This window comes from Bacillus cereus group sp. Bce041 (assembly GCF_052646455.1).
In genome coordinates, this window is sequence record NZ_JBQXON010000012.1 from 1 (window position 1) to 24,663 (window position 24,663).

A 24,663-nucleotide genomic window follows, 5' to 3' on the forward strand; every position below is an offset into this window, starting at 1 on the left:
CATAAAAGAATTAAGGCAAAATTAAAGGGTATGAGCCCAGTACAATACCGGGCTCATACCCTAGAGGCTGCCTAATGAAACGACCTGTCTAACTTTCGGGGGTCACTTCATAAAAGGTGGCTTTTTATTATGAAAATAAAAATGTATGTAAATTCTGACTTTTCTTATTTACATAGGATGATTTTAGTTGTATCCTTCATAGTAACGGTTATATGTAATGGGAAAATATAGGGATAAGGAGATGAAGTTATTCATGGTAAAAATTCATCCGAAAACACGTATTGGTCATGTTGAATTTAAAGTGAAAGATTTAGAGCGTCAAATTGCTTTTTATGAGAATGTTGTAGGATTAGAGGTAATTAAGCAAGAGGGGAATAAAGCATATTTATCTGGAAAAGGTGGAAAGAATGCGTTACTTGTTCTTGAAAAGTTAGAGGACGGGGTACTGCAAGAACCGCGTACGACTGGTATATATCATGTAGCCTTTTTAGTTCCGACTCGTGAAGCTTTTGCTTCTGCGCTATTTGGGGTTCTTCGTAATAAGAATGTAATTGACAGCCCGGCTGAGCAAGAAGGGCGTTATACATATTCAAATGAAATTTTACCAATTTCAAGGTTTAATAGTGCAAGTGATCATACATATAGCGAAGCTTTTTATTTGCAAGATTTAGAGGGGAATGGTATTGAAATTTATGCAGACCGTCCGCGCGATCGATGGGGAGAAGGGCCAGGAGGAAGTACACCACTTGATTTAAAAGAATTGGCAACATTCGTTGATTATGAGTTTGATGGTTTGCCTGCTAATACTGTCGTTGGGCACGTACATTTACGAATAGCTGATGTAGAGAAATCACATGAATTTTATGTGGAAACAGTAGGTTTTGAAGTACAACAGCGTGAAGAGGATTGCTTATTTATTTCAGCAGGGGGATATCATCACCATATTGGTGCAAATACGTGGAATGGAGTAAACAATCCACACCCACCAGTACATGCAACTGGGCTAAAGGTGTATACGATTGTACTACCGTATAAAGAAGCGTTAGATGAAGTGAAAGAAAGATTAATAGAAAAACAACATGAAATAAATGAAACTACAAATGGGTTTGTGGTGGTAGATCCAAGTGGTATTACAGTGCAGTTTGAAATAGAAGCAGTGTAAAATAAGCGAGAAAGTGTATAATCACTTTCTCGCTTATTTGTGATCATTCATAGCTCAATCCAATATCTTCTTACTACATTCCCATCTTCCTCAGTGAAATCATCATCACGAAGCCCGCCGTTATGTAAAATCGTTTTTTCAGAAGCGGTATTCACTGCGTCGCAAACGACAAGTACTTTCGTGATGTCTAATTCCTTCGTTTTTTCTAATGATAATGCTAGTAACTTCGTAGCATAACCTTTTCTTCTTTCAGAAGGGCGAATGCCATAACCAATATGACCGCCAGCGTTAAATAAATGTTCGGTTAAACTATGACGTATATTAACAGCTCCCACAATTTTATTTTCATCTGTAACAAGCCAATATGTAGAGTCTGGTACCCAAGTTTCAGGGATATTTATTCCGTTATGCGCATCGAGAAGTTCTTGAACCATAGCTGGGAAGTTGGCAGGATTTTTTGAGATAACCCACGGGATCATTGTTTCACCGCTATCTTTCCATTCGTTATAGAAATCTAAGTATTCTTCTTGTAAATCAGTAGTAGGTGTAAGTAACGAGACGTTCATTGTTAGTAAGCTCCTTTATTTATGTATTTTTTATAAAAAATTATGAAACAAAATGAAAGCGTTTTCTAAAATTTCTCAACCTAATTTCATGCAATCCACCTTTGGTTTTTTAGAAAATTAGTGAAGGTTTAAAATCAGGAGTTATTTATTTTATGTTAATATTTAAAATATTAACATAAAACAGTCGGAGTATTAAGTGTATTTTAGTGGTATTCTTTCATGGTGATAAATGGATGTTTGTGATAATTTTTGTTTTATCTATCTATAATGAATGAAAGGGGGAAGTGCCCGTGAGTGTAGATTTTGATTTTATTATACGAATCGGTGTTGCTGGCTTGTTAGGAGCAATGATTGGTATTGAAAGAGAAATTCGATCGAAAGAAGCTGGATTAAAGACTCATTTCCTCGTAGCGGTAGGAAGTGCGTTAATAATGGTTGTTTCGAAATATGCCTTTTCAGATATTGTGTATGAAGAGCATACGTCTCTAGACCCAAGTCGGATTGCAGCACAAGTCGTTAGTGGAGTTGGTTTTTTAGGTGCAGGCACAATTATTATTCAAAAGCAGGCGGTGAAAGGATTAACGACCGCGGCTGGTTTATGGGCTACTGCCGGTATAGGATTAGCAATTGGAGCGGGAATGTATGTAGTAGGCATTGGAGCGACGATTCTCGTTTTAATTGGTTTAGAAATTGTAAGTCGTATTTTTAAGGTGCAATTTCTATTTCCACAAAATATAACAGTGCAAATGTTTGTAAATAAACATGAAGCGATACAACAAATATTAGAAACACTACAAGTGAAAGGCATCCCAATACTCTCATATGAGGTGGAAGCTTCACAGCAAGGTACAGAAACTGTTTATAAGGTAGGAATGCAGCTGAAAAATATATCGTCAGAAGAAAAGAATGAGTTTATTCAGCATATGCAAACATTACCGGAAGTTACGTTTATAAAGTTAAAATCATAGTGTTGAAAACGAGGATAGATGTAGCAGAAATTTTGCTATTATCTATCTTTTTTTGATCTAAAATGCACGGAAAGTCAAGCGTTAATTTTACATGAAATGAATATATGTGTGAACGTTACCTTATTTTTTCTCAATACAGGACAAAAAGTAAAAATAGTAAAATAATGGAGCGGGACACTAAAAATGTAAGGTAGGGGAGAGCATGAAAAGCTATTCAAAGAAAATGTTAGTAGGGGTAAGTTTTGCTAGTTTAATGTTAGGGAGTTTTCAAGGGGTCAGTTTGGCAGAAGATACTAAGGGAGAGCAAGTTTCTTATCGAAATGTGCTCAAAATGGAGCCAGTCGGTGTACAACTACCAGTACAAGAATTAGCTCATTCATCGAAAGTGCTCGAAAGCAAGTCTTTTGAGAAAAGGCTACAATTTGCCGATTTATCACAAAGACCACCTGAGGTGAAAAAAGAAAGTAAGCAATTAGCTGTAGCGAAAACTTATACAATTGCTGAATTAAATCAATTAAGCAATCAGCAGTTAGTAGATTTACTTGTAACAATTGATTGGGAGCAAATTACGGGGCTATTTCAGTTTAATACAGACAGTCTAGCATTCTATCAAAATGATAGTAGGATGCAGGCGATTATTGATAAATTGAAGCAGCAAGGACAAGCCTATACGAAGGATGATTCAAAAGGGATTGAGACATTAGTGGAGGTATTGCGTTCAGGATTTTATTTAGGATTTTATAATTCGGAACTTAGTAAATTAAATGAACGGAGTTATCATGATAAATGCTTACCTGCATTAAAAGCGATAGCTAACAATTCAAATTTCAAGCTGGGTACATTAGAGCAAAATAGAGTGGTATCATCATACGGAAAGTTAATAGGAAACGCTTCGAGTGATGTGGAAACGATAACATCAGCTGCAAAGATTTTTAAACAATATAATGATAATTTTTCTACATTAGTAGATAATCTTTCAGCTGGAAATGCTATTTACGATATTATGCAAGGTGTTGATTACGACATTCAATCGTATTTGTACGATACGAGGAAAGCACCGAAAGATACAGTATGGTATCAGAAAATAGATAGTTATATTAATGAACTAAGTCGTTTTGCATTAATGGGAACGATTACAGCAAAAAACGGTTGGCTTATTAATAATGGCATTTATTATACAGGTAGACTCGGTACATTCCATAGTACAGGAACGAAAGGGTTACAAGTTGTAACAGATGCGATGAAAATTTATCCGTATTTAGGGGAGCAATATTTCGTAGCTGCTGAGCAAATCGCAACGAATTATGGCGGAAAAGATGCAAATGGTAAAGTGGTGAATTTAGATCAAATAAGAGAAGATGGAAAGAAAAAATATTTGCCAAAAACGTATACGTTTGATGATGGGGCAATTGTTTTAAAAGCTGGAGATAAAGTGACAGAAGAAAAAGTAAAACGTTTATATTGGGCGGCAAAAGAAGTGAAGGCACAATTCCATCGTACGGTTGAAAGTGATCAACCTTTAGAAAAAGGAAATCCTGATGATGTACTAACGATGGTTATTTATAATAGCCCAGCAGAATATCAATTTAATCGTCAATTGTACGGTTATGAAACGAATAACGGTGGTCTTTATATAGAAGGAACAGGTACGTTCTTTACTTATGAGCGTACGCCAGAAGAAAGTATTTATAGTTTAGAAGAATTATTCAGACACGAGTTCACGCATTATTTACAAGGTAGATATGAAGTACCAGGGTTATGGGGACAAGGGAAAATATATGAAAATGAAAGATTATCTTGGTTTGAAGAAGGGAATGCTGAATTTTTTGCAGGGGCAACGAGAACGGATAATGTTGTACCGAGAAAGAGTATTATAGGAGGATTATCTTCAAATCCAGCAGAGCGTTATACGGCAGAGCGAACGTTAAATGCAAAATATGGAACGTGGGATTTCTATAATTATTCCTTTGCTTTACAATCGTATATGTACAATAAGAGATATGATATGTTCGATAAAATACATGATCTTATTAGGAAAAATGATGTAACAGCATATGATGCATATCGCTCTACATTAAGTAAAGATGCGAATTTAAATAAAGAATATCAAGACTATATGCAAATGCTAGTTGATAATCGTGAGAAGTATAATGTGCCATTAGTATCAGACGATTATTTAGCGAATCATGCATCGAAGCCAGTTTCAGATATTGCAGCAGAAATAACAGCGGAAGCAAAATTGAAAAATGTATCAGTGAAGAAAAATAAATCACAGTTCTTTAATACATTCACACTACAAGGAACATATACAGGAACTGCAGCAAAAGGAGAATATGAAGATTGGAAAACAATTACACAAAACGTTAATGATACGTTAAAACGTTTAAGTGTAAAGGAATGGACAGGCTATAAAACAGTAACAGCATACTTCGTAAATTATCGCGTGAATGCATCAGGACAATTTGAATATGATGTTGTGTTCCATGGTATTGATACGGAAGAAGGGGCAGAGAATAAAGCACCAGTTGCGGTTATAAACGGTCCGTATAGTGGAAATGTAAATGAAGCAATTTCATTTACAAGCAACGGATCAAAAGATGAAGATGGGAAAATTATTTCATATAAATGGGAGTTTGGTGATGGAGCAGTAAGTAATGAGCAAAATCCAACTCACGTATATACAAAAGAAGGAGCGTATACGGCTAAATTAACAGTAACAGACGATAAAGGAGCAACTAATACTGCTACAGCGACTGTAACTGTTCAAAAGAAAGAAGATAACAGTGTAGAAAAAGAACCGAATAACTCATTCCAAACAACAAACAAACTGCAGTTAAATCAAGTTTTACGTGCTAGTTTAGGAAATGGCGATACAAGTGACTTCTTTGAAATTAATGTGGAGAATGCTAAAAACCTTCAAATTAACGTAACGAATGAAAATAATATCGGAATGAACTGGGTACTTTATTCTGAAGCAGATTTAAATAATTATGTTACGTATGCTCAGCAACAAGGGAATAAACTAGTAGGTAGTTACTACACGTATCCAGGGAAGTATTATTTACATGTGTATCAGTATGGTGGTGGAACAGGGAATTATACGGTGGAAGTGAAGTAGTAAAAAGGGAGTTGTCTTTTTCAATGAATGGCACAAGGTCTGTACTTTAATGAAAAAACAACTGCAGGAAATGTCCCTAATGATAATAACAAATTAAGTATCGCGAGATATTATATTTACATTAAACAAATCTAATCAGTAAATGAGATAAAATCGATGAACTAGTATTTCATCACGATGTAAGAAAAGTTATAAATATTAAGTGTTTTTAATTGAATTAAACTAAAGGATCAGAGTATATCTGTAACAATAGATAAGATCTGATCCTTTTATGTAATTAACTAAATAGAAAATTGTTATCACGTTAGCAAGGGATACTAATAGAAAAACGTGTCCCTTTACCTAATTCACTCTCTATCTCTATATCTCCGTTTAATTCTCTAATAATACTATAAGCAATCATAGTACCAAGCCCAGTTCCTTTTTCTGTTGTTGAATAGAATGGCAAAGCAATTCGTTTTATTTGTTGAGATGACATCCCAATTCCTGAATCAATAATATCAATTATGATATTTTCTTTTACTTTTTGTATATTTATTTGTAATAATCCACCATTTTTCATAGCCTCAATTCCGTTTTGGATGATGTTGTTTAGACAGAGTTTGAATTTTTCGGGGTCCCCATTTATATAAAAGGAATCTGTACTATTTTGTTTGATTTCAACTTTGTATGACAGAGCGAGTGGTGAAATAGTATCTTTCACCTGATTTAAAATGTGATTAATATCTATTTTCTCTTTTAGGGTGTTCTGTGGTTTGGTTAAAGATAAATAGTTATTAATAGTAGATTGTATTTGCTGCATTTCAATTAACATGATTTCTAAGTATTGCTCCTGAGATAGCTTAGAGGCATGTTTTTCATTTAATAATTGAGTGAATCCATGTACCGTGGTTAGTGGGTTGTGGATTTCGTGTGCAATTGACGCTGCTAGTTCGCTAGCTATATAAAATTTTTCAGCCCGTTGCAGTTTTTCTTTCATTTTATATTTCTCAATCATTTCCTCTATAAAATAAACTGATAATAATACTGTGAAAATATTAATGACTATATAATTTAATAAAAATTCTATGAGAGTAGAGTCTATTTTACCTCCTGTATTTATTTGAGTTACAATACCGCAAATAGAAAGTGAAGCTGTACATACTAAAATAAGAAGTAAGCTTAATAATATCTTTTTTTCTTTAAAATACATAGGTAATAAGTAACGAAAGAGCATTGTTATACCCAAAATAATAGTGAAGATAATAAATGATGGAAGAACGCCATTTCCTCCTAAGTAAAACCGGTAAGAAAGATATAAAATTCCTATAAAAACAATGTTTTTTGTATTTCCATATAGAAAAACTAATATAATAGGAATAAAACGTAAATCATAAATAAATCCCACATGTAAATGAAAAGGAAAAGTCATACAAAAAATAATAGCAATGGAGGAAAGGATAGAAAATAACATATTATTACATGTTATTTTTTCTTTAAACTCTAGCCAGAGTACGTGATAGCTAAGGATACAAATTATTATAATAAAGGTATTTAATAAAAGAGTAGAAATTCCCATAGTTTTGCATCTCCGATAGTTTGTAAGTAGAATTATGTATGAGTTGGACAAAGATGTTTAGTATTAGTAGACTTTTTATCTAAAAAGGAAGGGTACTTGAAAAGTGCTGTTATATTACTCGTATTAAAATCGATAAGGAAAATAGAAAAAATAATAGATAAAAAATCTATTTAAATTCATGTGCATATGAAATTATAAACTAACTTTTGTATAGGTAAAATTGGGATTGAGTTACTGATAAAATAAGGTTCTTTAAGTATGAATATTCTGTGAAAATGATATGTGTGGTGACTCCTGTTTTGTAGCCTTCGTTATATTAACATGGAATATATCAAATTACAAAGTGAAATTTTAGAAAAATTTTATTAGTACATTTTATCTGAAATAGAAATGCTATTTATTTGAGTATTTTGGTACTTCCTCGTATAAAACTTTGTTAGAAAAAGATTTTAAAATTTATAAGTTTTTTATGAAGTGTAATATTGTAGCTTTATCTATGTGGCTTTCTCAATAACTATTAAGGCGGAAAGTTAAAATATATAGGTTTATAGATATGAATTATTACATAAAAACGCACTTAAAAAAGGATGTATGATGGTAATAGAATACAAACATCAAGGGGGAACTTAAAATGAAGTTAAATAAACTAGTGCTTAGTTGTGGAGTAGTTTCAGCATTAACACTTGGTGTGTTAGGGAATAATACTTATGCTGAAGAAGTACACAAAACGAATGATCCAATTCATGTAGTTGAACATGTTTCTGCAGACTTATTATTAACCCAAACAATGGATTATAGTGGCGAGGCTGTAACTTCTTTCGTATATGATGGGAGTACTGACTTAAGCTTTTCTATGAAAAATAATGGTCAAAATACAATGGGATATAGTGTAAAAGGTCCAAATACAGAGCTAATTGTTGGTGGTTATATAAAACCTGGAGAACAACAAATTAATGTTACAAATGTACGGAATGCTTTATCTCCATTGCCGAATGGAACATATAAAATTTACGTTTCAAATGATGATGGTTCTAAGGGGCAATTCCAAGTTTCAGTAAGATCTATGAATTAAATTTAAAACGCTTTGTTTTTAAGTTAATTTAATCTTTACTTATTGGAAAGAAGCTAAAGTGAATTGAGAATTACCGATAAAAATGAAAACGAGCACCTTATCTAATTGTGAGAGGGTGTTCGTTTTTTGCTATTAAACAGAAAATAATTATAAATATATTTTGATATTCCCATTGCTAACCTACTAGATTGTGTCAACTAGAGAATGTCTACTATAAAACATATTAAAATAAAGATGATGTAACATTCCGCTAAATTATATGGGGAGATAGAAAAACCACCCTTATATGAGTGGTTTTAGTAATTATTTTTAGGTTATACATTTAAAATTAGGCTAAGTTATAGAAATAATAAACATTTAATCCGTTGTTATTATTTTGGTTCTGGATAATGATTGTAGTATGAGATTCTAATAAATTCTTGGTAGACATTTGTTAATTTTGCATCTCTAAGAGCATCGTTGAATTTTTGAATACGTACACTCCCTTGAGCGTAGCCTCCACCTGGAGTATAAGGGTTTCTTGCTTCAAAGTCATCCAAAAATACTTTTAATTTTTTATAGTCTTGAGATTGATAGAAAGCCACGGCCTCTTCAGGAGTGACATCAAAGTAAGAGGATGACGTTGAGTTATAAGAAGCTGCTTGAGCAGTAGGTGCCTCTAGCATAGTTGCAGCTCCACCGAACATAGTAAGCGCCATAGAAGATACAATAATTTTTTTAAACATAATAAAACCTCCATGTAGAATATTGGATTAATAGTAACCATGTAATCATTATAGTTACAGTGAAAATGATTATCAAATGCAATATTGCATAATATATTCCGCTATTTTGGGGCAGTAAGACTCCCGCCCAAAAATTCAATGAAAGCAAGGAAGTTAGATGGGAATCGGGAGGATTAAAGTTTCACTTTATTCTTTGAACGAGAAGTCACCTTTATATTTAAATGGAGGAGTGTAATAGATTAGAAGAGGTGTATAAGTTACTCAGGTTAACAAGAAAATGAAGAAGATATTTTTAATAGGGGAAAGCTTAATAACTGGAGTAAAGGAATTGCTATTTATATATTTAACATACATATTTGTCTTTTAAATTGTAGGCGTGTTTTAGAATTTGTATATAGTAAATTCGTTAAAAAACTTGATAAATAATAAAATGTGTAAATTTTTTGACTATTTCATTAAAATTATTTAATATTTGTAATTTATTGTTTTATAATGATAAATGGGTCGATCGTGAATGTTTTAGATATTGCGATATATACTCGGATTAATTTATTCTAGGGAGGTTACAAAATTGGGTAAGAGAGTCATTATAAGAGTTTTTACATTATTATCAGTACTGGCATTATTCCTTAATGTATTTTTACCTAGGGCTAGTGCAGAGGTTATGACGCATGAGAAATATTCAATGGACTGGAGTTATAGTAATAGTCTAGGTAAGTACATTCGCACTGAAATGATTAAAAATTCAAGTGGTCAAATTGCTTATTGCTTAACCCTTGGATTAAAATCACCAAATGGTGAAGATCTTCCTGAAATGGGGAAAACAGATAATGTAGTATATAGAGTCTTATTAAATGGTTTCCCGCAAAAAAGTGCTGAACAGCTGGGAGTAGCTAATAAAAATGAAGCGCATTATGCAACGCAACTTGCGGTTTGGAATGCATTAGGTCAACTCGATGTAAATGAATTAAAACATGAGAATAAAAATGTTGAAAAAGCAGCTAAGGCTATTATTAGTAATGCTAATAATAGTGAAGAGACTCAAGATGTTTTTATGAATGTGATTCCTGCTGAAAAGCAAAAAGCAGAATTAAAGGGTGAATTCTTCGAAACAAATCTATATTCAGTACAAACAAATGCTAAGAGTGGTTCTTATAAGGTAGTAGCGAAAAATGCACCTAATGGAGTTAGAATTGTAAGTGAAAATGGAGAAGTGAAAGATCAGCTTTCAGTTGGAGAAAAATTTCGTATCCAAATTCCTAAGAATACAAAAACGGGTGAATTTAATTTAAGTGTTGCTGCTAATTTAACTAAAGTTCAAGCAATTGCTTACCGTGGTACGGATACTGTTCAGAATGCTACAGTACTATTAGAGAGAAATGAAGAAAAGCTTAGTAGTGATCTTGCAGTAAATTGGGAAGCAGCTGGTTCTTTAAAAATTAAAAAGGTTGGAGAAAATGGAGAAGTTTTAGCTGGTGCAGTATTTGAGGTCTTTAATGTAAATAATGAATCAGTCGGAAAAATCACGACTGGTGCTGATGGTATGGCAGAATTAAACAACTTACCAATTGGTACTTACACATTAAAAGAAATTAAAGCACCAACAGGCTATGTTTCAGATGATAAACCACAAACTATTGAAGTTAAGACAGGAGAAACAGGAGCTGTCCAAATAGTAAATAACAAAGTAAAAGGTAGCATCGAAATTAAAAAGCTTAGTGATTCAGGAAAGATTTTACCAAATGTTGAATTCACAGTCTTCACTGAAGATGGAAAAGAAGTGAAAAAAGTAGTAACAAAAGAAAATGGAATTGCAAACGTTGAAGGTCTTACGTATGGTAAATATTATTTCTTAGAGACAAAAACACCTAATGGATATATTGGAAATAAAACAAAGTATCCTTTTGAAATTAAAGAGCACAATAAAACACTTACTTTTACAGTGGAAAATACCGAAGTGAAAGGTAGTGTAAAATTACTAAAAGTAGATAATGAAGATATTAGTAAAAAATTAGAAGGTGCAGCATTCGAGCTAAAAGATGCAAGTGGAAAAGTAGTTGGGGAATATAAGACAGATAAAAATGGTGAGATTAACGTCAAAGATTTAGCGTATGGTAAATATTCATTTGTAGAAAAGGCTTCTCCAAATGGTTACGTTCTTGTTAAAGAACCAATTATGTTCGAAATAAAGGAACATGGAAAGATTATTGAGCTATTGGCAGTTAATCATCTTATCAAAGGTGATCTAGAAATTACAAAGGTAGATGTAGCTGATGGAAATAACAAGCTTCCAAATGCAGAATTTACGATTTATAACGAAGCAGGAAAAGAAGTAGTAAAAGGAAAAACAGACGATAAAGGAATTGCTAAATTTGAAAAGTTACCATTTGGAAAATACACATATAAAGAAACTGTTGCACCAAAAGGTTATGTATTAAATGAAGAAACGTTCTCTTTTGAAATTAAAGAGAATGGTCAAATCATTAAACACATTGTCAAAGATGAAAAGATTCCTTCAATAGAAACAAAAGCTACTGATAAAACAGATGGTACAAAAGAAATGCACACGTCTAAGTCTGTAACAATCCAAGATAAAGTGGAATTCAAAGACCTACAAGTAGGTAAAGAGTACACTTTAAAAGGTAAATTAATGGATAAAAAGACTAATAAACCATTCGTTGTAAATGGTAAAGAAGTAACAGCTGAAACGAAGTTTACACCAAAAGAAGCAAATGGTTCTATTACATTAGACTTCACATTTGATGCAACTGGTTTAGAAGAAAAAGAAGTAGTAGTATTTGAAGAGTTACTGAAAGACGGAAAAGTTGTTACGACACATGCTGATATCAATGATAAAGGTCAAACAGTTAAGTTCGTTAAGCCATCAGTAAAAACAACTGCTACAAACAAAGCTGATGGTGGAAAAGAGATTCATTCAAAGGATTCTATCACAATCCAGGATAAAGTGGAGTACACTAACTTAGTTGTTGGTAAAGAGTACACTGTAAAAGGAAAATTAATGAACAAAGCTATTAACAAACCATTACTAATTGATGGTAAAGAAGTAACAGCTGATACTAAATTTACTGCAAAAGAAAAGAACGGTTTTGTAACATTAGACTTTACTTTTGTTGGTGCTGAACAGCAAGGAAGAGAAGTAGTTGTGTTCGAAGACTTATTACATGAAGGGCAAGTAATTGCAACTCACGCTGATATTAACGATGTAGGTCAAACAGTTCGATTTGTAGAGCCTTCTATTAAAACGACAGCAACAAACAAAGCTGATGGTTCTAAAGAGTTAGACGCTTCTAAAACTGTAACAATCCAAGATAAAGTGGAATACAAAGACTTAATCGTGGGTAAAGAGTACGTAGTAAAAGGTAAACTAGTGGATAAAGCAACAAACAAGCCATTATTAGTTGATGGTAAAGAAGTAACAGTAGAATCTAAGTTTACTGCTAAAGAGAAGAATGGTTCTATCACATTAGACTTCACTTTCAATGCTTCTGCATTACAAGGTAAAGAAGTAGTAGTATTTGAAGAACTGTATCAAGATAATATATTAGTAGCTATTCACGCTGAAATTGAAGATAAGGGACAAACAGTGAAATTTAAAGAGGGAAAATCGGAACAACCAAAACCAGAACAGCCAAATTCAGGTAAAAATACGCCAACACCAGAGCAACCTAACGAGCAAGTAAAAGAACAACCACAACTTAAGAAAGAAATTCAATCTAAAATTGGATGGTTACCGCAAACAGGTACTAATCTTACAAGTTGGATCTCTATGGCTGCAGGAGCATTACTATTAATTGTTGGTGGAGTGATTTTCTTAAAACGTAAAAATGCATAGAAATTAAAAAATAAGCACATCTGTTTTTATAACAAGATGTGCTTATTTTTATCATTTTAGCCAAGAAGACTCCTATATTTAAGTGTGAATGGCATTTAAAATAGCAACTTTATTTGTAGTAAATAATACATAATTTTGTTTTACTGTTTTAATTAAAATACGGTCTGTTGTCCCATAAGCTGTTCCAATACGTATTACATCTATTTCTTCAACACCAGCATAGGTAGCATCTTCGGTAACCTCAATCACATCACGTAATGGAATTGTAATCTCCGCCAATTGCCATGAAATAATTAACTCTTCATTTGTTTTTTTTACATTAATGCCTAGCATTATACCAAGACCCTTCAATAATAATATGCTACACTTCTAATCTTATTATATAAATTTTTAGATTTTTTATCTATATGTAGGAATAGAATTTATTTATATCTGTGAGCATTTTAATGATGTCAAACAAATAGAAGGATATACAGTCTTTCTGTTAAGAACTATATATAAACAAAAACAGACTTTAGAAGAATATATGGATCTACAAAAATAGAATTGAAGAATTAAACTGGCTATCAATAGACGTGAGATTGTAAAGGGCAGGGGATATAAATTAAGGTGTTTTTTTATTTTTTTGGTGAAGAGGGAAGGTATCCCTCTTCTTTTTTCATTCCTTGTAAAATTTGAGGATGTCTTAAGGGGGTGAAAAGATGGATTGTGTGGGTGTATTAATAAAGGCTACTTTAGGTGGCTTCTAGAGATGTTTTTTGAGGGAATACAATATTATAAGTTGTAGTATTCATTGCAGCAATTGACTATAGTATAGGAGCATTCACGTTGGGATATAACAGAGAATTATAGAGTAAAGTAGGATTCAAAAGCATTGTTAAAAATGTGGTTATTATAAGTTGTTTTTCTATCAAAATAATTAGCTTTTGTTCAAAATTTAAGATTATTATTTTATTATATGTAGTAACTATTTATATTATTTAATAATTACTTGGTTTACTATTAAGGTGATTATCTTACAAAAGTGTAAGGTTATTTTAATTGACACTCATATATATAAGTAACTATACTGGTTACACGATGTTGGTAATTATATTTAATAATCTCTATCTATAAGTGTATGTCCGAGGATTATTTTTGGAGTAATAGTTCGATTTTAAATTCATTATCTGCTATATAGTAATGCGAAGAACTTAATCTATCCTTTATTCAAGGTCGTATTATTTAAAGATTAATTATAAATGATATATTTACCAAATTGTAATAACTTGATAGAGGTGTTACATTTTGAAATACAAATTAATTGCTACAGGAATTCTTGCTGGAAGTCTATTATCCTACTCATCTAATACATTTGCAAATACTCATAAGTTCCCAGATGTTCCTGCATGGGCGGACAAATCCGTTAATTATTTAGTTGATAAACAGGTATTGAATGGCTATCCAGACGGAACTTTCGGTTCAAATGACTCATTAGACAGAGCTTCGGCTACAAAAATTATGACAAAAGTTTTAGGTCTACAAATTGACTCTAATGCAAAACCATCATTTACAGATTCACAAAACCACTGGGCGACTCCGTATATTGCTGCTGCTGAAAAAGCTGGTATTGTTAAAGGTGAGGGTAATGGAATCTTCAATCCATCCGGAAAAGTAACTCGCGCTGCTATGGCTACGATGCTAGTAAATGCATATAAACTACAAAGCACACCAAATCATAATGAGCAGGTTAAATTTGAAGATTTAAAAGGGCATTGGGGAGAAAAATATGCCAATATTTTAATCGGTTTGAAAATTTCCAATGGTACTGAGAACGGTTGGCAACCAAATAGATTTATAACACGTGCTGAAGCTGCTCAACTTACTGCAAAAACAGATATGATGCAACATCGTCAAAAAAACCCATTAGAAAGCAAAACAATTATTATTGATCCTGGACATGGTGGCGAAGATCCTGGGAAATCCACAAAGGGATTACCTGAAAGTAAGATTGTACTAGACACTTCTTTACGTCTACAACAATTACTTGAAAAGCATACACCATTTACAGTTTTATTAACTCGTCAATCTGATAATAGACCAGGACATGATCAAAAAAGTTCTTTACAGGAACGTGTTAAATTTGCTAAGAAAAATCGGGGTGATATCTTTATAAGCGTACATGCAAATGCTTTTAATGGTAATGCAAAAGGGACAGAAACATATTACTATAAATCTTCTAAATCTGAAAAAACAAATCCTCATGTGGAAGAAAGTCGTGTTTTAGCGGAAAAAATTCAAACACGTTTAGTAGAGGCACTTCAAACACGAGACAGAGGAGTTAAACATGGAGACCTTCATGTTATAAGGGAAAATGACATGCCAGCTGTGTTGACGGAACTGGCATTTATAGATAATGGTATTGATTACAGTAAATTATCTACGGAAAATGGCAGACAAATTGCAGCAGAAGCCATTTATGAAGGAATTTTAGATTATTATGAATGGAAAGGAAATAATGTATCTGAATATAGGCTGTAATAAGTAATTGAAAATATAGTAATTCTCGAAATGAAGAATTCTATAATTTTTTTAATTTTTTTAAACAACAATTTTAAATTTGTATTTAAAATTGTTGTTTAAATCGTTATTTTATGTTTTAATAATGTTGATAATAGTTATCAATAATAGTGAGAGGAAGATTAGTGAAATATGTGTTTTTAGTTAGTGTCATAAAAGTTAATGAATTTCTATATTGTATGGCTATAAATCTATCTCTATTTTTGTGAACTAGAAATAATATATTTATATCTTTTAAATGTTTAAGAAGGAGTGGCTGTCTGTATGAAAAAAGCAAAAGAAATAGCTAAATGCGTTGCGGTAGCGTCCGTTATTATGTCTGGATCATTTGGTTTACAAGCAACATCTGCATTTGCAGATTCTAAAGGAACTGTAGAAAATCTTCAAAATGGTGGGAAGGTCTATAATAGTTTTAAAACTACTTATGACATGAAGCAAAATATCAAAAATTCAATAAAGGTTTCTTTTATTGAGGATCCTTACGCAGATAAAAAGATTGCAATTGTTACCACTGATGGTAGTAATATAGATGCTAAATATACAATTAATAGCGGATACTATAACGCAGGTTTAAAATGGCCATCAGCCTATCATACTGAAGCAGAAATAACAAGTGGTGATAGTGCTCAATTCCATAAAGCTGCCCCAGTTAATACAATGACTTCAGCAAAGGTCACTTCGGAGGTAGGGTATACACTTGGTGGAAGTGTTAAAGTAGGAGTAAATGATAAAGGGCCAAATGCCGATGCAAGTATCACAGGTAGCTTTGCTTGGAAAGAAAGTGTATCTTATGATCAAGTAGATTATAAAACGGTATTAGAGACCCACACAGATAAAAAATTAAATTGGAAAGTAGGATTCCAATCATTTAACTTCCCAGAGTGGGGAATTTATAATCGTGATTCATTCAATACTTTCTATGGTAATCAACTATTTATGAAATCACGTAGTTATAATGAAGGAACGAATAATTTTGTTTCAAAAGATACAGTACCAGCTTTAACAGGATATGGTTTTTCTCCAAACGTAGTAGCGGTTATTACTGCTGATAAAACAGAAACTACATCAGATTTAAAAATAACAAATCGTAGAATTTCAGATCAGTACAATATCGAATGGGTAAGTTCAAAATGGTGGGGAACAAATAATAAAGATACATATAATGAATTCTTTACGAACCACTATAAATTAGACTGGAAAAACCATCAAGTTACTCTTGATAACCAAAAAGCCCTTGAAGAACAAATGAATAGTATCAACAGCGTGAATGATAAACTTAACAAAGGAAAAGGGAAATTATCTCTTTCAATGAATGGAAATCAACTTAAAGCTACATCTAGCAATGCTGGTTATGGTATCAGTTACGAAGATAAAAATTGGGGTATCTTTGTAAATGGTGAAAAGGTCTATACTTTTAATGAAAAATCAACTGTAGGCAATATCTCTAATGATATTAACAAATTAAACATTAAAGGACCTTATATCGAGATTAAACAGATCTAGTCAGTAAATGATGGCCGATTGATGGATAATTATCTCATCAATATACGAGTTTATTTTAAATCTGTATAATGTAATGAAAGGACCAAAGTTTATCTATAAAATAGATAAACTTTGGTCCTTATTATTTTTTTGTTTGCACACGAAGTTAAGATAATATTAGATGTTTTTTGTCCAGACTTTCACTCGATTAGAAAAGAGCGTAAAGTATTTGAAAGCTATTGATATTACGCAAGGGGATATTGTTTAAAGTAATCAGAACTTCATCGGTTGTTAAGTTACCACTTTAAATATATAATTAAATTTCATTAAAAAGATACTCTATTCAAATTCCTTATTGGGTTTTTGAAGTGAAATATATACTATTTGAGGTGTGTGAAATGGGGAAATCTCGAGAGCAGACAATGGAAAATATTTTAAAGGCTGCTAAGAAAAAATTTGGAGAGCGTGGCTACGAAGGTACGAGCATACAAGAAATTGCAAAAGAAGCGAAAGTGAATGTTGCTATGGCCTCGTACTATTTTAACGGGAAAGAAAACCTATATTATGAGGTATTTAAGAAATATGGTCTTGCTAATGAGCTACCCAATTTTCTTGAGAAGAATCAATTTGATCCTATCAATGCCCTTAGAGACTATTTAACGGTTTTTACTACACATATAAAAGAGAACCCTGAAATTGGATCATTGGCATATGAGGAGATTATTAAGGAAAGTGCACGATTAGAAAAGATTAAACCGTATTTCATAGGTAATTTTGAACAGTTAAAAGAAATATTACAGGAGGGTGAAAAGCAAGGAGTTTTTCATTTCTTCTCCATAAATCATACGATACATTGGATCACTTCTATTGTTTTATTTCCAAAGTTTAAAAAGTTTATTGATTCTTTAGGGCCAAATGAAACGAATGATACAAATCATGAATGGATGCCAGAAGACTTAGTGGACAGGATTGTTACTGCATTAACAGATAAACCTAAAGTGTAAAATTATAAAGAAGTATAATGTATTCTTTTTATTGAAAAAATACAAACCTTTTGGAAGTGAACCTAGTAGTATTAATTTATAGATTTATATACTTTTATGAAAATAAATGAAGTAAATTCAATTTAATCTTATTTATCTTATAGGGATTATAAGTTATACTAAAAGTAGGTACAAAATGTACCATTTGAAAAAGAGTGCATTGCAAAAAGGAATCCGTAAAGGATTCCTTTTTTGTTTCTTTGAAAATGAAGCAATGTTCTAATAACTAGCAGTCCTTTTTGTATGGACTTACTGAGGTTATAATGAGAAGAAAAAGAACCCTATAGGGCTCTTTTTCAAGGCATATTAACAGTAAAGAGAATCATGAAATGCTACTTCAAATCTTTATTAGGGGAAAGATTTTGAAAAAGTTTAACATGTATTTATTTTTACATAAATGTAAGATGTAGTAAATTGATAATGTTTATACTTACTATTACTAATATTCAATTAAGATGGTTAATACTATTTATATAGTGTTAACTGGTGTATAGTACAGTATACATTTAGAGATTTAATATTAGATTTCATTTGTTAAAAAAGTTAATAGAAATATTATTTCAAATTCTAACTAACATTTAAACGATTTTAATTGAAATTGGTTGTGTATTAACCCTTATAAGCCAATAAAAGTAAATGAAATAAACAAAGACCCTGTAATAAATACAGGGCCGGATACAGGGTTAAGGGAACGCATAGTTTCTTAATATCATAGTAGCATATATTCTTTGTATAGCTACATGAGGATTTTGACAGAATTAAGAACAAGACAGAAAATCTGTAGGAAAGCAAATATAGTGCTGGAAATGTGATTTTAAATTAAGCTATAGGTATATTGAAATGGATGAAAACTCTTGAGTACCATGATTAAATTGCCTTTAATTATGAGGTTTAGGTTAGAGGGATAATTGGATCTTACTGAAAAGAAAAAATGTTTTTTAGATTAAAAGAAGAAAAGACACCTTTTGGGTGTCTTTTCTTTAGGTAAACAGTTCACATATTGCTGAATTAGATACGAAACTATAATTCGACTACGAAGTAAATCCTAACATAATCTGAACAGAAAAAATATGTAATATTACATTTTTAGTTTTTAATTATTTTATTCAATATAGAGAAGCAACGTAAATAAAAGGGCATGCAGTCGTATCTGCAGCCCTTTTTAGGAGGAATTCAAGACACCATTAGGACACGTATTGGTAAACAGGTTCAAAAATAGTATGTGTGAAAAGAAAAAGTCCTATACCAAAAGTAGACAGGACCTTATCTTTTTTAAATTTTAAAAAATGAAATTCTGTCCTTTTGAAATCAGTACAGCACACACTTGGTTTGAAATGAAATTAGAAAAAGTATACATGAAAATGGCAGACAACTATTTTGTTGCCTGCCGGTGCCAGTGGGTTGAATGAGTTAGTCAATTCAATAAATTGTGCTATCCCATTACCAGAAGAGTGAAGCCGCTAGTTCAAACGGCTTAGACATAGTTTGTCTAATAAAGAAAAAATTATGAGTAGAAATTTTGTTTGCTCTATATGAAAAGATAAATAGATATTCATCAGACAAGGATAATTTAGCATATCTTGAATAGGGTGTAGGAACGAATTAAAGAAAGGGATATTTGTTTAGGAAGGGACTGACTCAGGAGTGGGACTTTCGGACAGGGTTTGGGGAGCGGTGATTGCCTTTGGCATTGCGACTAATATCGTTGCTTGTATAATGGCAGTATACATTCAAAAATATGAGCTAATGATAAATCATCTTACAAATATTTTATTTTTAATAATTATCTCTTTAACGTTTATAAAGATGAAAATTAACAGATGGGTGGCTTTAGGATTTACATTAGTTGTAATAGAAAAAGGTATTAAAGCGGGCTATGACTTCTACACACATAATTATTATAGTGTCAGTTGGAGTTTAGCTATTATTGTCTATTGCATATACGAGATGGAAAAGTATCATATTGAAATAAACGAATAGGCGCAACAAAAAGGTGTTAGTAGGTGGAATTCTTTTTAAAATACTATAAAAAAGACACTACAAGAGTGTCTTTTTTTTGAAAATACTCTATAATTAACTTTGGGGAAGGTAATGTTAGAGTATTCGTTTAGCATTATCTTTATATTTGATAAACCATGAAATCGAAAGATTTTGTGGTTTATTTTATGAACAATAGATATTACAGTATTGGCAGTGAACTATTGATCATTTTAAGCATTAGGAAAGAATGGATTAAAAGTCTAACATCGAATAACGGTTCCGGAATATAGTGTTGCGAAATGATCTCCCATATCCCAAACGGTACTTGCCTGTATATAGCCTTTAAAGCCTTCTGAAGAATAATAAATCTCTTTTGGTATACTTTCTTTAGTTTGGAAATGTGCTTTAGAGTACTTTACATAATGGTTTTTAACAACTTTTGCTTCTGGAACAATAGTGTTTTTTTGTTCCAATTTTGGCCTAGCACTAGAAGGTGGTATGAATTTTACAGAATCTTGGTAATTAGTATCTAAGGTGTCAGCTTGTACACTGTGTGACGAAACAAAGGTGCTTAAACTACTTCCCACGACTAAAGTTGCAAATACTAACTTTGAGAATTTTGTTAATCTACTCATTCTATAATCTCCTTTTTATTATTTTGTAAGGTATCTCCTTACACCTCACAGTCTATATCCACTACAAAAGGGTGTACATACATATTGATAGACAAAATTCTACAAAATACCTCATGTTTTGGCGTTTATGTATAATAATCCAATGTATAATAATCTATCAAAAGTAAAAAGGTAGGCATTATATAAAAGAAAATGAATAATTTATGCAGAGTTTGTATATGAAATTATTGTTTAAATATTCTAAAATGAGTTGATAAAGATGTTGGTAGGTTTTTGGGAAAACAAATGATTCCCTAGGTGGAATTTGAAAGAAAGATTCTCTGTTAGAGTTTTTATAAGGGAATTCATTTTCGTAGATTCAAAATGTAAAAATAACTAAAGAATTAAGTAAAAGCACACATTTTAAATAAAAGCTCTGTTAAAAGTAAATGTTGATATTTGAAACCAATTCGAAATCTTAATATAATTTCATAAAAACTAACGTTCGATATGTATTGAGGTTGAGCAAAGCGTTCAGTAATCTATTGAAACATATTCGTGATTTGTCTCATACAGAGAGAGCAAGTGTTTCAATGGGGAAAAAGCTATGTTGAGTCTTTTTTCTCTGTCGGTGGTCGTCTAATCAATGAAATGACGGATGCTTATGATAGTTTGTGTCTAGCAACATTTGTGTATAAACGAATGAATTAAGAAAAGGGTGAAATATTGGATAACTCGAAATGGATGCCTTTAAGTAATGTTGATGATGATGAGGAAATTTGGGCAGGAGCAAGAGTTAGGTTGTACAATGTTGATATGAATAGAGAAGATAAAGAAAATAATTTCTATGAATATATTATTTCTTATATCTACGACAACACTAACTACTTACAACTAACTAATTTAACAACAGGAAAAGCAGGTTATATTATTTGTGTCGTTGAAAAAGAATTACCAAATAATTATGCTTTGGGCAGAACATTAAAGCAAAGAATAGGTTTAGAAAATACCTATTTTAGATTTGAATAATCAACAAATAAGGGAAGCACCAATTCTAAGGTGTCTTCCCTTATTTAATACTTTTTATCAATAATCAATATTAACAGAGCCTAAATAAAAAAGTGAGAAAAATGATAAACATTCTTCTCACTTTCATCAATTAGGGTGGCATATACATAAATATGCGTTTGGGTGGATTTTTGGATGAAAAATCCACATGCATAGTATAACAAAAAAATTATGGCTTTTCGCATGTAATATTGCATATGAAAAATAGTAAAGTTTTAAATTTTAATATCAACAACTTATATATATATGTTACAATGTAATTCTCTAATTTATTTTATTCTCCTATCTAGAATTTATAGTTTAGTGATTCAATAAAACAAAAGTGATTGTAATAAACAGATAAAACGATGAAGTAATACAGTTAGAATGGTTAAAAGGCAGTTAAATATAATTATTAAAGGAATAAATTTACTTAGTTATGTTTTGTGAATTTATTATGGTAAGGATTTCATCTGATTGGAATAGCGCTAAATCAAATTTTTATCCAAACGAATCCAATAATTATTTTTTAAATGAAGTATATGTTGCATCAAGTTTATTTGGAATAATTCGTAGTCTAATAATTGCTGAATCTAGAAAAATAACATATTTGAAAGGAGGACAGATAAAACTCTGTCTGTGAAAAGTAAATCTCTAAATTATAAAGTACGGATAATAGGATTTAATTGTGGTTTCATTTCGAATGGTACAATAAATGAATATGGAAAAGTAAAGGAGAAAAATTTAAATAAACTATATAAGTAGTAAAAATGAAAAGGAGAAGTATCTAGTGTTTAATATAAAAGAAAGATTGGGACAAATAAAGCTTAAAACGAAGTTGTCTATGGCATTTATAGCAATATTAATTATACCAAGCCTTATCGTAGGAGTATCATCTTATAATAAAGCAAAAACAGATCTTAATGAAACAATTCTACAATCAGCAAAAGATAATATAAGTATTTTAGATAAGATTGTTGATGATGAATTAGAAAATAAGCATACAGATATCACTCATTTTGCAAAGGTACTCACACAAGGGGATTATAATCCTGAACAATCGCAAAATGTACAGAATAAATTTGATCAATATATACAGTTACATCCAGAGATAGAAACGATTTATACGGCATCCAGTAACAATCAATTTATTCATGCACCTGTTGGAAAAATACCAGAAGGGTTTAATCCGCTAGAAAGTAGTTGGTATAAGGATGCAGTAAAAGCAGATGGAGAGATTATTGTTTCATCTCCATATAAATCAAAGTCTACAGGAAATATGGTAATTGCAATTGCAAAGCAGAATGCAGATAAAAGTGGTGTCATTGGCGTAGATTTGAATATTAAAGATATCGTAAAAACATCCAAAATGATAAAAATTGGGAAGCAAGGATTTGTATCTATAGTTAGTCAAGATAAAACTATAGTTGTTCATCCATCACTAAAGCCTGGAGAGAAATTAGAGAAAACTTTAGTGGATGAATTGTACAAGACAGAAGATGGAGTAATTACTTATAGCCTCAATGGCGAAGATCGAAACATAAGCTTTAAGACAAATAAAAAAACAGGTTGGAAAATAGCTGGCGTAATGCCTACGAAAGAAATTGAAGAAGCTACCAATCCTATTTTTTATAAAACACTCACTATAATAGGTGCTTCATTATTGTTAGGTGGAATTGTAATTCTATTCATACTCAAATCTATAATTACTCCACTAAGACAATTAGTCATGTCAGCTCAAAGAATTAGTCAAGGAGATTTAACCGAGAAAATAGATATTCGTTCAAAGGATGAACTTGGTCAATTAGGTGGTAGTTTCAATACAATGGCAGAGTCGTTACGTAATATTATTTCTCAAATTAACACATCTGCAGGACATGTAGCTGCGTCTTCTGAGGAACTAACTGCTAGTGTAGAGCAAGCAAGTGTTGCGACAGAACAAATTACAAAAGAGATGGAAGAAATCTCGAACAGTGCAGAGGTTCAAAATAATGAAGTTGAGTCTGGAGCTGAATTAATTGGTGAGGTAACACGAAATATTCAATACGTAGCTGAGAATGCTTCTGAAGTATCGACTTCCTCCATATACACTAAACAAAAAGCAAATGAAGGTGAACAATTAGTAGAACAAACTGTAACACAAATGCAGTCTATCCATCACTCTGTTTCTCAATCAGATAATGTCATAAAATTATTAGATAAGAAATCACAGCAAATTGGCAGTATATTAGAAGCGATTCAAAATATTGCGGAACAAACAAATTTATTAGCATTAAATGCAGCGATTGAAGCAGCAAGAGCTGGGGAACAGGGGAGAGGGTTTGCAATTGTTGCCGATGAAGTTAGGAAGCTAGCAGAGCAATCATCCGAATCTTCGATGGAAATTGGAAGCTTAATTAAGGAAATACAAGCAGACGTACATGAGACTGTAAAAGCTATGAATGAAGTGGGAGTAGAAGTACAGTCGGGAATTAAAGTTGCGAACGATACAAAACAAAGTTTTTATGAGATTTCAAAATCTGCAAATGATATTGTATCAAAAGTGCATGGTATGGTAGAACTATCAAATAAAATGACAACTGATGCAATGAAAGTTGATACATCGATTGATCAAATAGCTATGGCTGTAAAAGAAAATTCTTCAAGTATGCAAACGATAGCTGGTTCATCTGAGGAACAACATGCTTCTATGGAAGAGATAAATTCTTCAGCAATACAATTAGCACAGATGGCGGAAGAACTTCAAGAGTTAATTGGTGGATTTAAGATTTAAGTTGAGATTCTAGGAGAGAATGCTAGAATCTTGTTACAGAGTGGAAATGAAAAATCTTATAACATAGTAAATAAGTATTGTACTCTCTATGCGTATTGAACAAGCAGATAAGCCATTTAAAAACCCTCCATTTGGAGGGTTTT

General features: G+C 31.8%; 17 protein-coding genes and 1 pseudogene. 13 read left to right on the forward strand and 5 right to left on the reverse strand.

The window, feature by feature from the left end; all coding sequences use genetic code 11:
• Together ACUN13_RS25505 and ACUN13_RS25510 are read left to right on the forward strand one after the other, a co-directional pair.
• The coding region (locus ACUN13_RS25505; RefSeq protein ID WP_142309144.1) for an IS3 family transposase at positions 1–75 on the forward strand (75 nt) is incomplete at its 5' end.
• A gap of 142 nt (positions 76–217) precedes the next feature.
• Complete coding sequence (locus ACUN13_RS25510; RefSeq protein ID WP_139256967.1) at positions 218–1,162, forward strand: VOC family protein; 945 nt, start codon at positions 218–220, stop codon at positions 1,160–1,162.
• Positions 1,163–1,209: 47 nt separating this feature from the next.
• Here ACUN13_RS25510 and ACUN13_RS25515 read toward each other — a convergent pair whose 3' ends face one another.
• Positions 1,210–1,728, reverse strand: coding sequence for a GNAT family N-acetyltransferase (locus ACUN13_RS25515; RefSeq protein WP_001103118.1), 519 nt, complete (start codon positions 1,726–1,728; stop codon positions 1,210–1,212).
• Between the two features lie 290 nt (positions 1,729–2,018).
• Here ACUN13_RS25515 and ACUN13_RS25520 point away from each other — a divergent pair, with 290 nt between their 5' ends.
• Both ACUN13_RS25520 and colA read left to right on the forward strand, forming a co-directional pair.
• Positions 2,019–2,696 (forward strand): MgtC/SapB family protein, encoded by a 678-nt coding sequence (locus ACUN13_RS25520; RefSeq protein WP_000109728.1) that lies wholly within the window; start codon positions 2,019–2,021, stop codon positions 2,694–2,696.
• Positions 2,697–2,898: 202 nt separating this feature from the next.
• Positions 2,899–5,814, forward strand: a complete 2,916-nt coding sequence (colA, locus tag ACUN13_RS25525) for a collagenase ColA (RefSeq protein ID WP_257115607.1) — start codon at positions 2,899–2,901, stop codon at positions 5,812–5,814.
• 304 nt (positions 5,815–6,118) lie between these two features.
• On the opposite strand, the gene ACUN13_RS25530 is transcribed toward colA, so the two are convergent.
• The gene (locus ACUN13_RS25530) at positions 6,119–7,372 is read right to left on the reverse strand and encodes a sensor histidine kinase (RefSeq protein ID WP_000513034.1); all 1,254 of its coding nucleotides are present in this window, start codon (positions 7,370–7,372) and stop codon (positions 6,119–6,121) included.
• A gap of 631 nt (positions 7,373–8,003) precedes the next feature.
• Between ACUN13_RS25530 and ACUN13_RS25535 the strand changes: the two genes are divergently transcribed.
• Entirely contained in the window at positions 8,004–8,444 is a 441-nt protein-coding gene (locus tag ACUN13_RS25535; RefSeq protein WP_000773522.1) for a hypothetical protein, read from the forward strand.
• 371 nt (positions 8,445–8,815) lie between these two features.
• Here the strand turns inward: ACUN13_RS25535 and ACUN13_RS25540 are convergent, their stop codons facing one another.
• Positions 8,816–9,169, reverse strand: a complete 354-nt coding sequence (locus tag ACUN13_RS25540; RefSeq protein WP_000473482.1) for a hypothetical protein — start codon at positions 9,167–9,169, stop codon at positions 8,816–8,818.
• 571 nt (positions 9,170–9,740) lie between these two features.
• Here ACUN13_RS25540 and ACUN13_RS25545 point away from each other — a divergent pair.
• Positions 9,741–13,022 (forward strand): VaFE repeat-containing surface-anchored protein, encoded by a 3,282-nt coding sequence (locus ACUN13_RS25545; protein WP_000520164.1) that lies wholly within the window; start codon positions 9,741–9,743, stop codon positions 13,020–13,022.
• A 78-nt stretch (positions 13,023–13,100) separates the two neighbouring features.
• Here the strand turns inward: ACUN13_RS25545 and ACUN13_RS25550 are convergent, their stop codons facing one another.
• A complete protein-coding gene (locus ACUN13_RS25550) occupies positions 13,101–13,355 on the reverse strand; it encodes a SunI/YnzG family protein (RefSeq protein WP_000900694.1) in 255 nt (84 codons plus the stop codon).
• Between the two features lie 954 nt (positions 13,356–14,309).
• Between ACUN13_RS25550 and ACUN13_RS25555 the strand changes: the two genes are divergently transcribed.
• The 4 genes from ACUN13_RS25555 (at position 14,310) to ACUN13_RS25570 (ending at position 20,086) form a co-directional block, all read left to right on the forward strand.
• Positions 14,310–15,542, forward strand: a complete 1,233-nt coding sequence (locus tag ACUN13_RS25555) for an N-acetylmuramoyl-L-alanine amidase (protein ID WP_000875660.1) — start codon at positions 14,310–14,312, stop codon at positions 15,540–15,542.
• Between the two features lie 303 nt (positions 15,543–15,845).
• Positions 15,846–17,084: a hemolysin II HlyII gene (gene hlyII, locus ACUN13_RS25560; RefSeq protein ID WP_000709367.1), complete on the forward strand. Its 1,239-nt coding sequence runs from the start codon at positions 15,846–15,848 to the stop codon at positions 17,082–17,084.
• 377 nt (positions 17,085–17,461) lie between these two features.
• Positions 17,462–18,067, forward strand: coding sequence for a hemolysin II regulator HlyIIR (hlyIIR, locus tag ACUN13_RS25565; RefSeq protein ID WP_000520484.1), 606 nt, complete (start codon positions 17,462–17,464; stop codon positions 18,065–18,067).
• A gap of 1,683 nt (positions 18,068–19,750) precedes the next feature.
• On the forward strand, positions 19,751–20,086 hold the full coding sequence (locus ACUN13_RS25570) for a hypothetical protein (protein ID WP_000524431.1): 336 nt from the start codon (positions 19,751–19,753) through the stop codon (positions 20,084–20,086).
• A 260-nt stretch (positions 20,087–20,346) separates the two neighbouring features.
• Here the strand turns inward: ACUN13_RS25570 and ACUN13_RS25575 are convergent, their stop codons facing one another.
• A complete protein-coding gene (locus ACUN13_RS25575; protein WP_000088971.1) occupies positions 20,347–20,721 on the reverse strand; it encodes a hypothetical protein in 375 nt (124 codons plus the stop codon).
• 500 nt (positions 20,722–21,221) lie between these two features.
• Between ACUN13_RS25575 and ACUN13_RS25580 the strand changes: the two are divergent.
• From ACUN13_RS25580 to ACUN13_RS25590, 3 genes and pseudogenes are all read left to right on the forward strand, one after another.
• Positions 21,222–21,360, forward strand: a pseudogene (locus ACUN13_RS25580) (IS1595 family transposase); the annotation flags it as partial.
• A gap of 84 nt (positions 21,361–21,444) precedes the next feature.
• Positions 21,445–21,729: a hypothetical protein gene (locus ACUN13_RS25585; protein ID WP_002041583.1), complete on the forward strand. Its 285-nt coding sequence runs from the start codon at positions 21,445–21,447 to the stop codon at positions 21,727–21,729.
• Positions 21,730–22,537: 808 nt separating this feature from the next.
• Positions 22,538–24,520, forward strand: coding sequence for a methyl-accepting chemotaxis protein (locus ACUN13_RS25590; protein ID WP_025687841.1), 1,983 nt, complete (start codon positions 22,538–22,540; stop codon positions 24,518–24,520).
• Positions 24,521–24,663 lie beyond the last annotated feature (143 nt).

Excerpts from the sequence above, each read along its gene's own strand:
- ACUN13_RS25515 (WP_001103118.1), bottom strand. The coding sequence starts at position 1,728 with ATGAACGTCTCGTTACTTACACCTACTACTGATTTACAAGAAGAATAC.
- ACUN13_RS25510 (WP_139256967.1), top strand. The coding sequence starts at position 218 with ATGGGAAAATATAGGGATAAGGAGATGAAGTTATTCATGGTAAAAATT.
- ACUN13_RS25530 (WP_000513034.1), bottom strand. The coding sequence starts at position 7,372 with ATGGGAATTTCTACTCTTTTATTAAATACCTTTATTATAATAATTTGT.
- ACUN13_RS25585 (WP_002041583.1), top strand. The coding sequence starts at position 21,445 with ATGCCTTTAAGTAATGTTGATGATGATGAGGAAATTTGGGCAGGAGCA.
- ACUN13_RS25540 (WP_000473482.1), bottom strand. The coding sequence starts at position 9,169 with ATGTTTAAAAAAATTATTGTATCTTCTATGGCGCTTACTATGTTCGGT.
- hlyIIR (WP_000520484.1), top strand. The coding sequence starts at position 17,462 with ATGGGGAAATCTCGAGAGCAGACAATGGAAAATATTTTAAAGGCTGCT.
- ACUN13_RS25575 (WP_000088971.1), bottom strand. The coding sequence starts at position 20,721 with ATGAGTAGATTAACAAAATTCTCAAAGTTAGTATTTGCAACTTTAGTC.
- ACUN13_RS25550 (WP_000900694.1), bottom strand. The coding sequence starts at position 13,355 with ATGCTAGGCATTAATGTAAAAAAAACAAATGAAGAGTTAATTATTTCA.
- ACUN13_RS25535 (WP_000773522.1), top strand. The coding sequence starts at position 8,004 with ATGAAGTTAAATAAACTAGTGCTTAGTTGTGGAGTAGTTTCAGCATTA.
- colA (WP_257115607.1), top strand. The coding sequence starts at position 2,899 with ATGAAAAGCTATTCAAAGAAAATGTTAGTAGGGGTAAGTTTTGCTAGT.
- hlyII (WP_000709367.1), top strand. The coding sequence starts at position 15,846 with ATGAAAAAAGCAAAAGAAATAGCTAAATGCGTTGCGGTAGCGTCCGTT.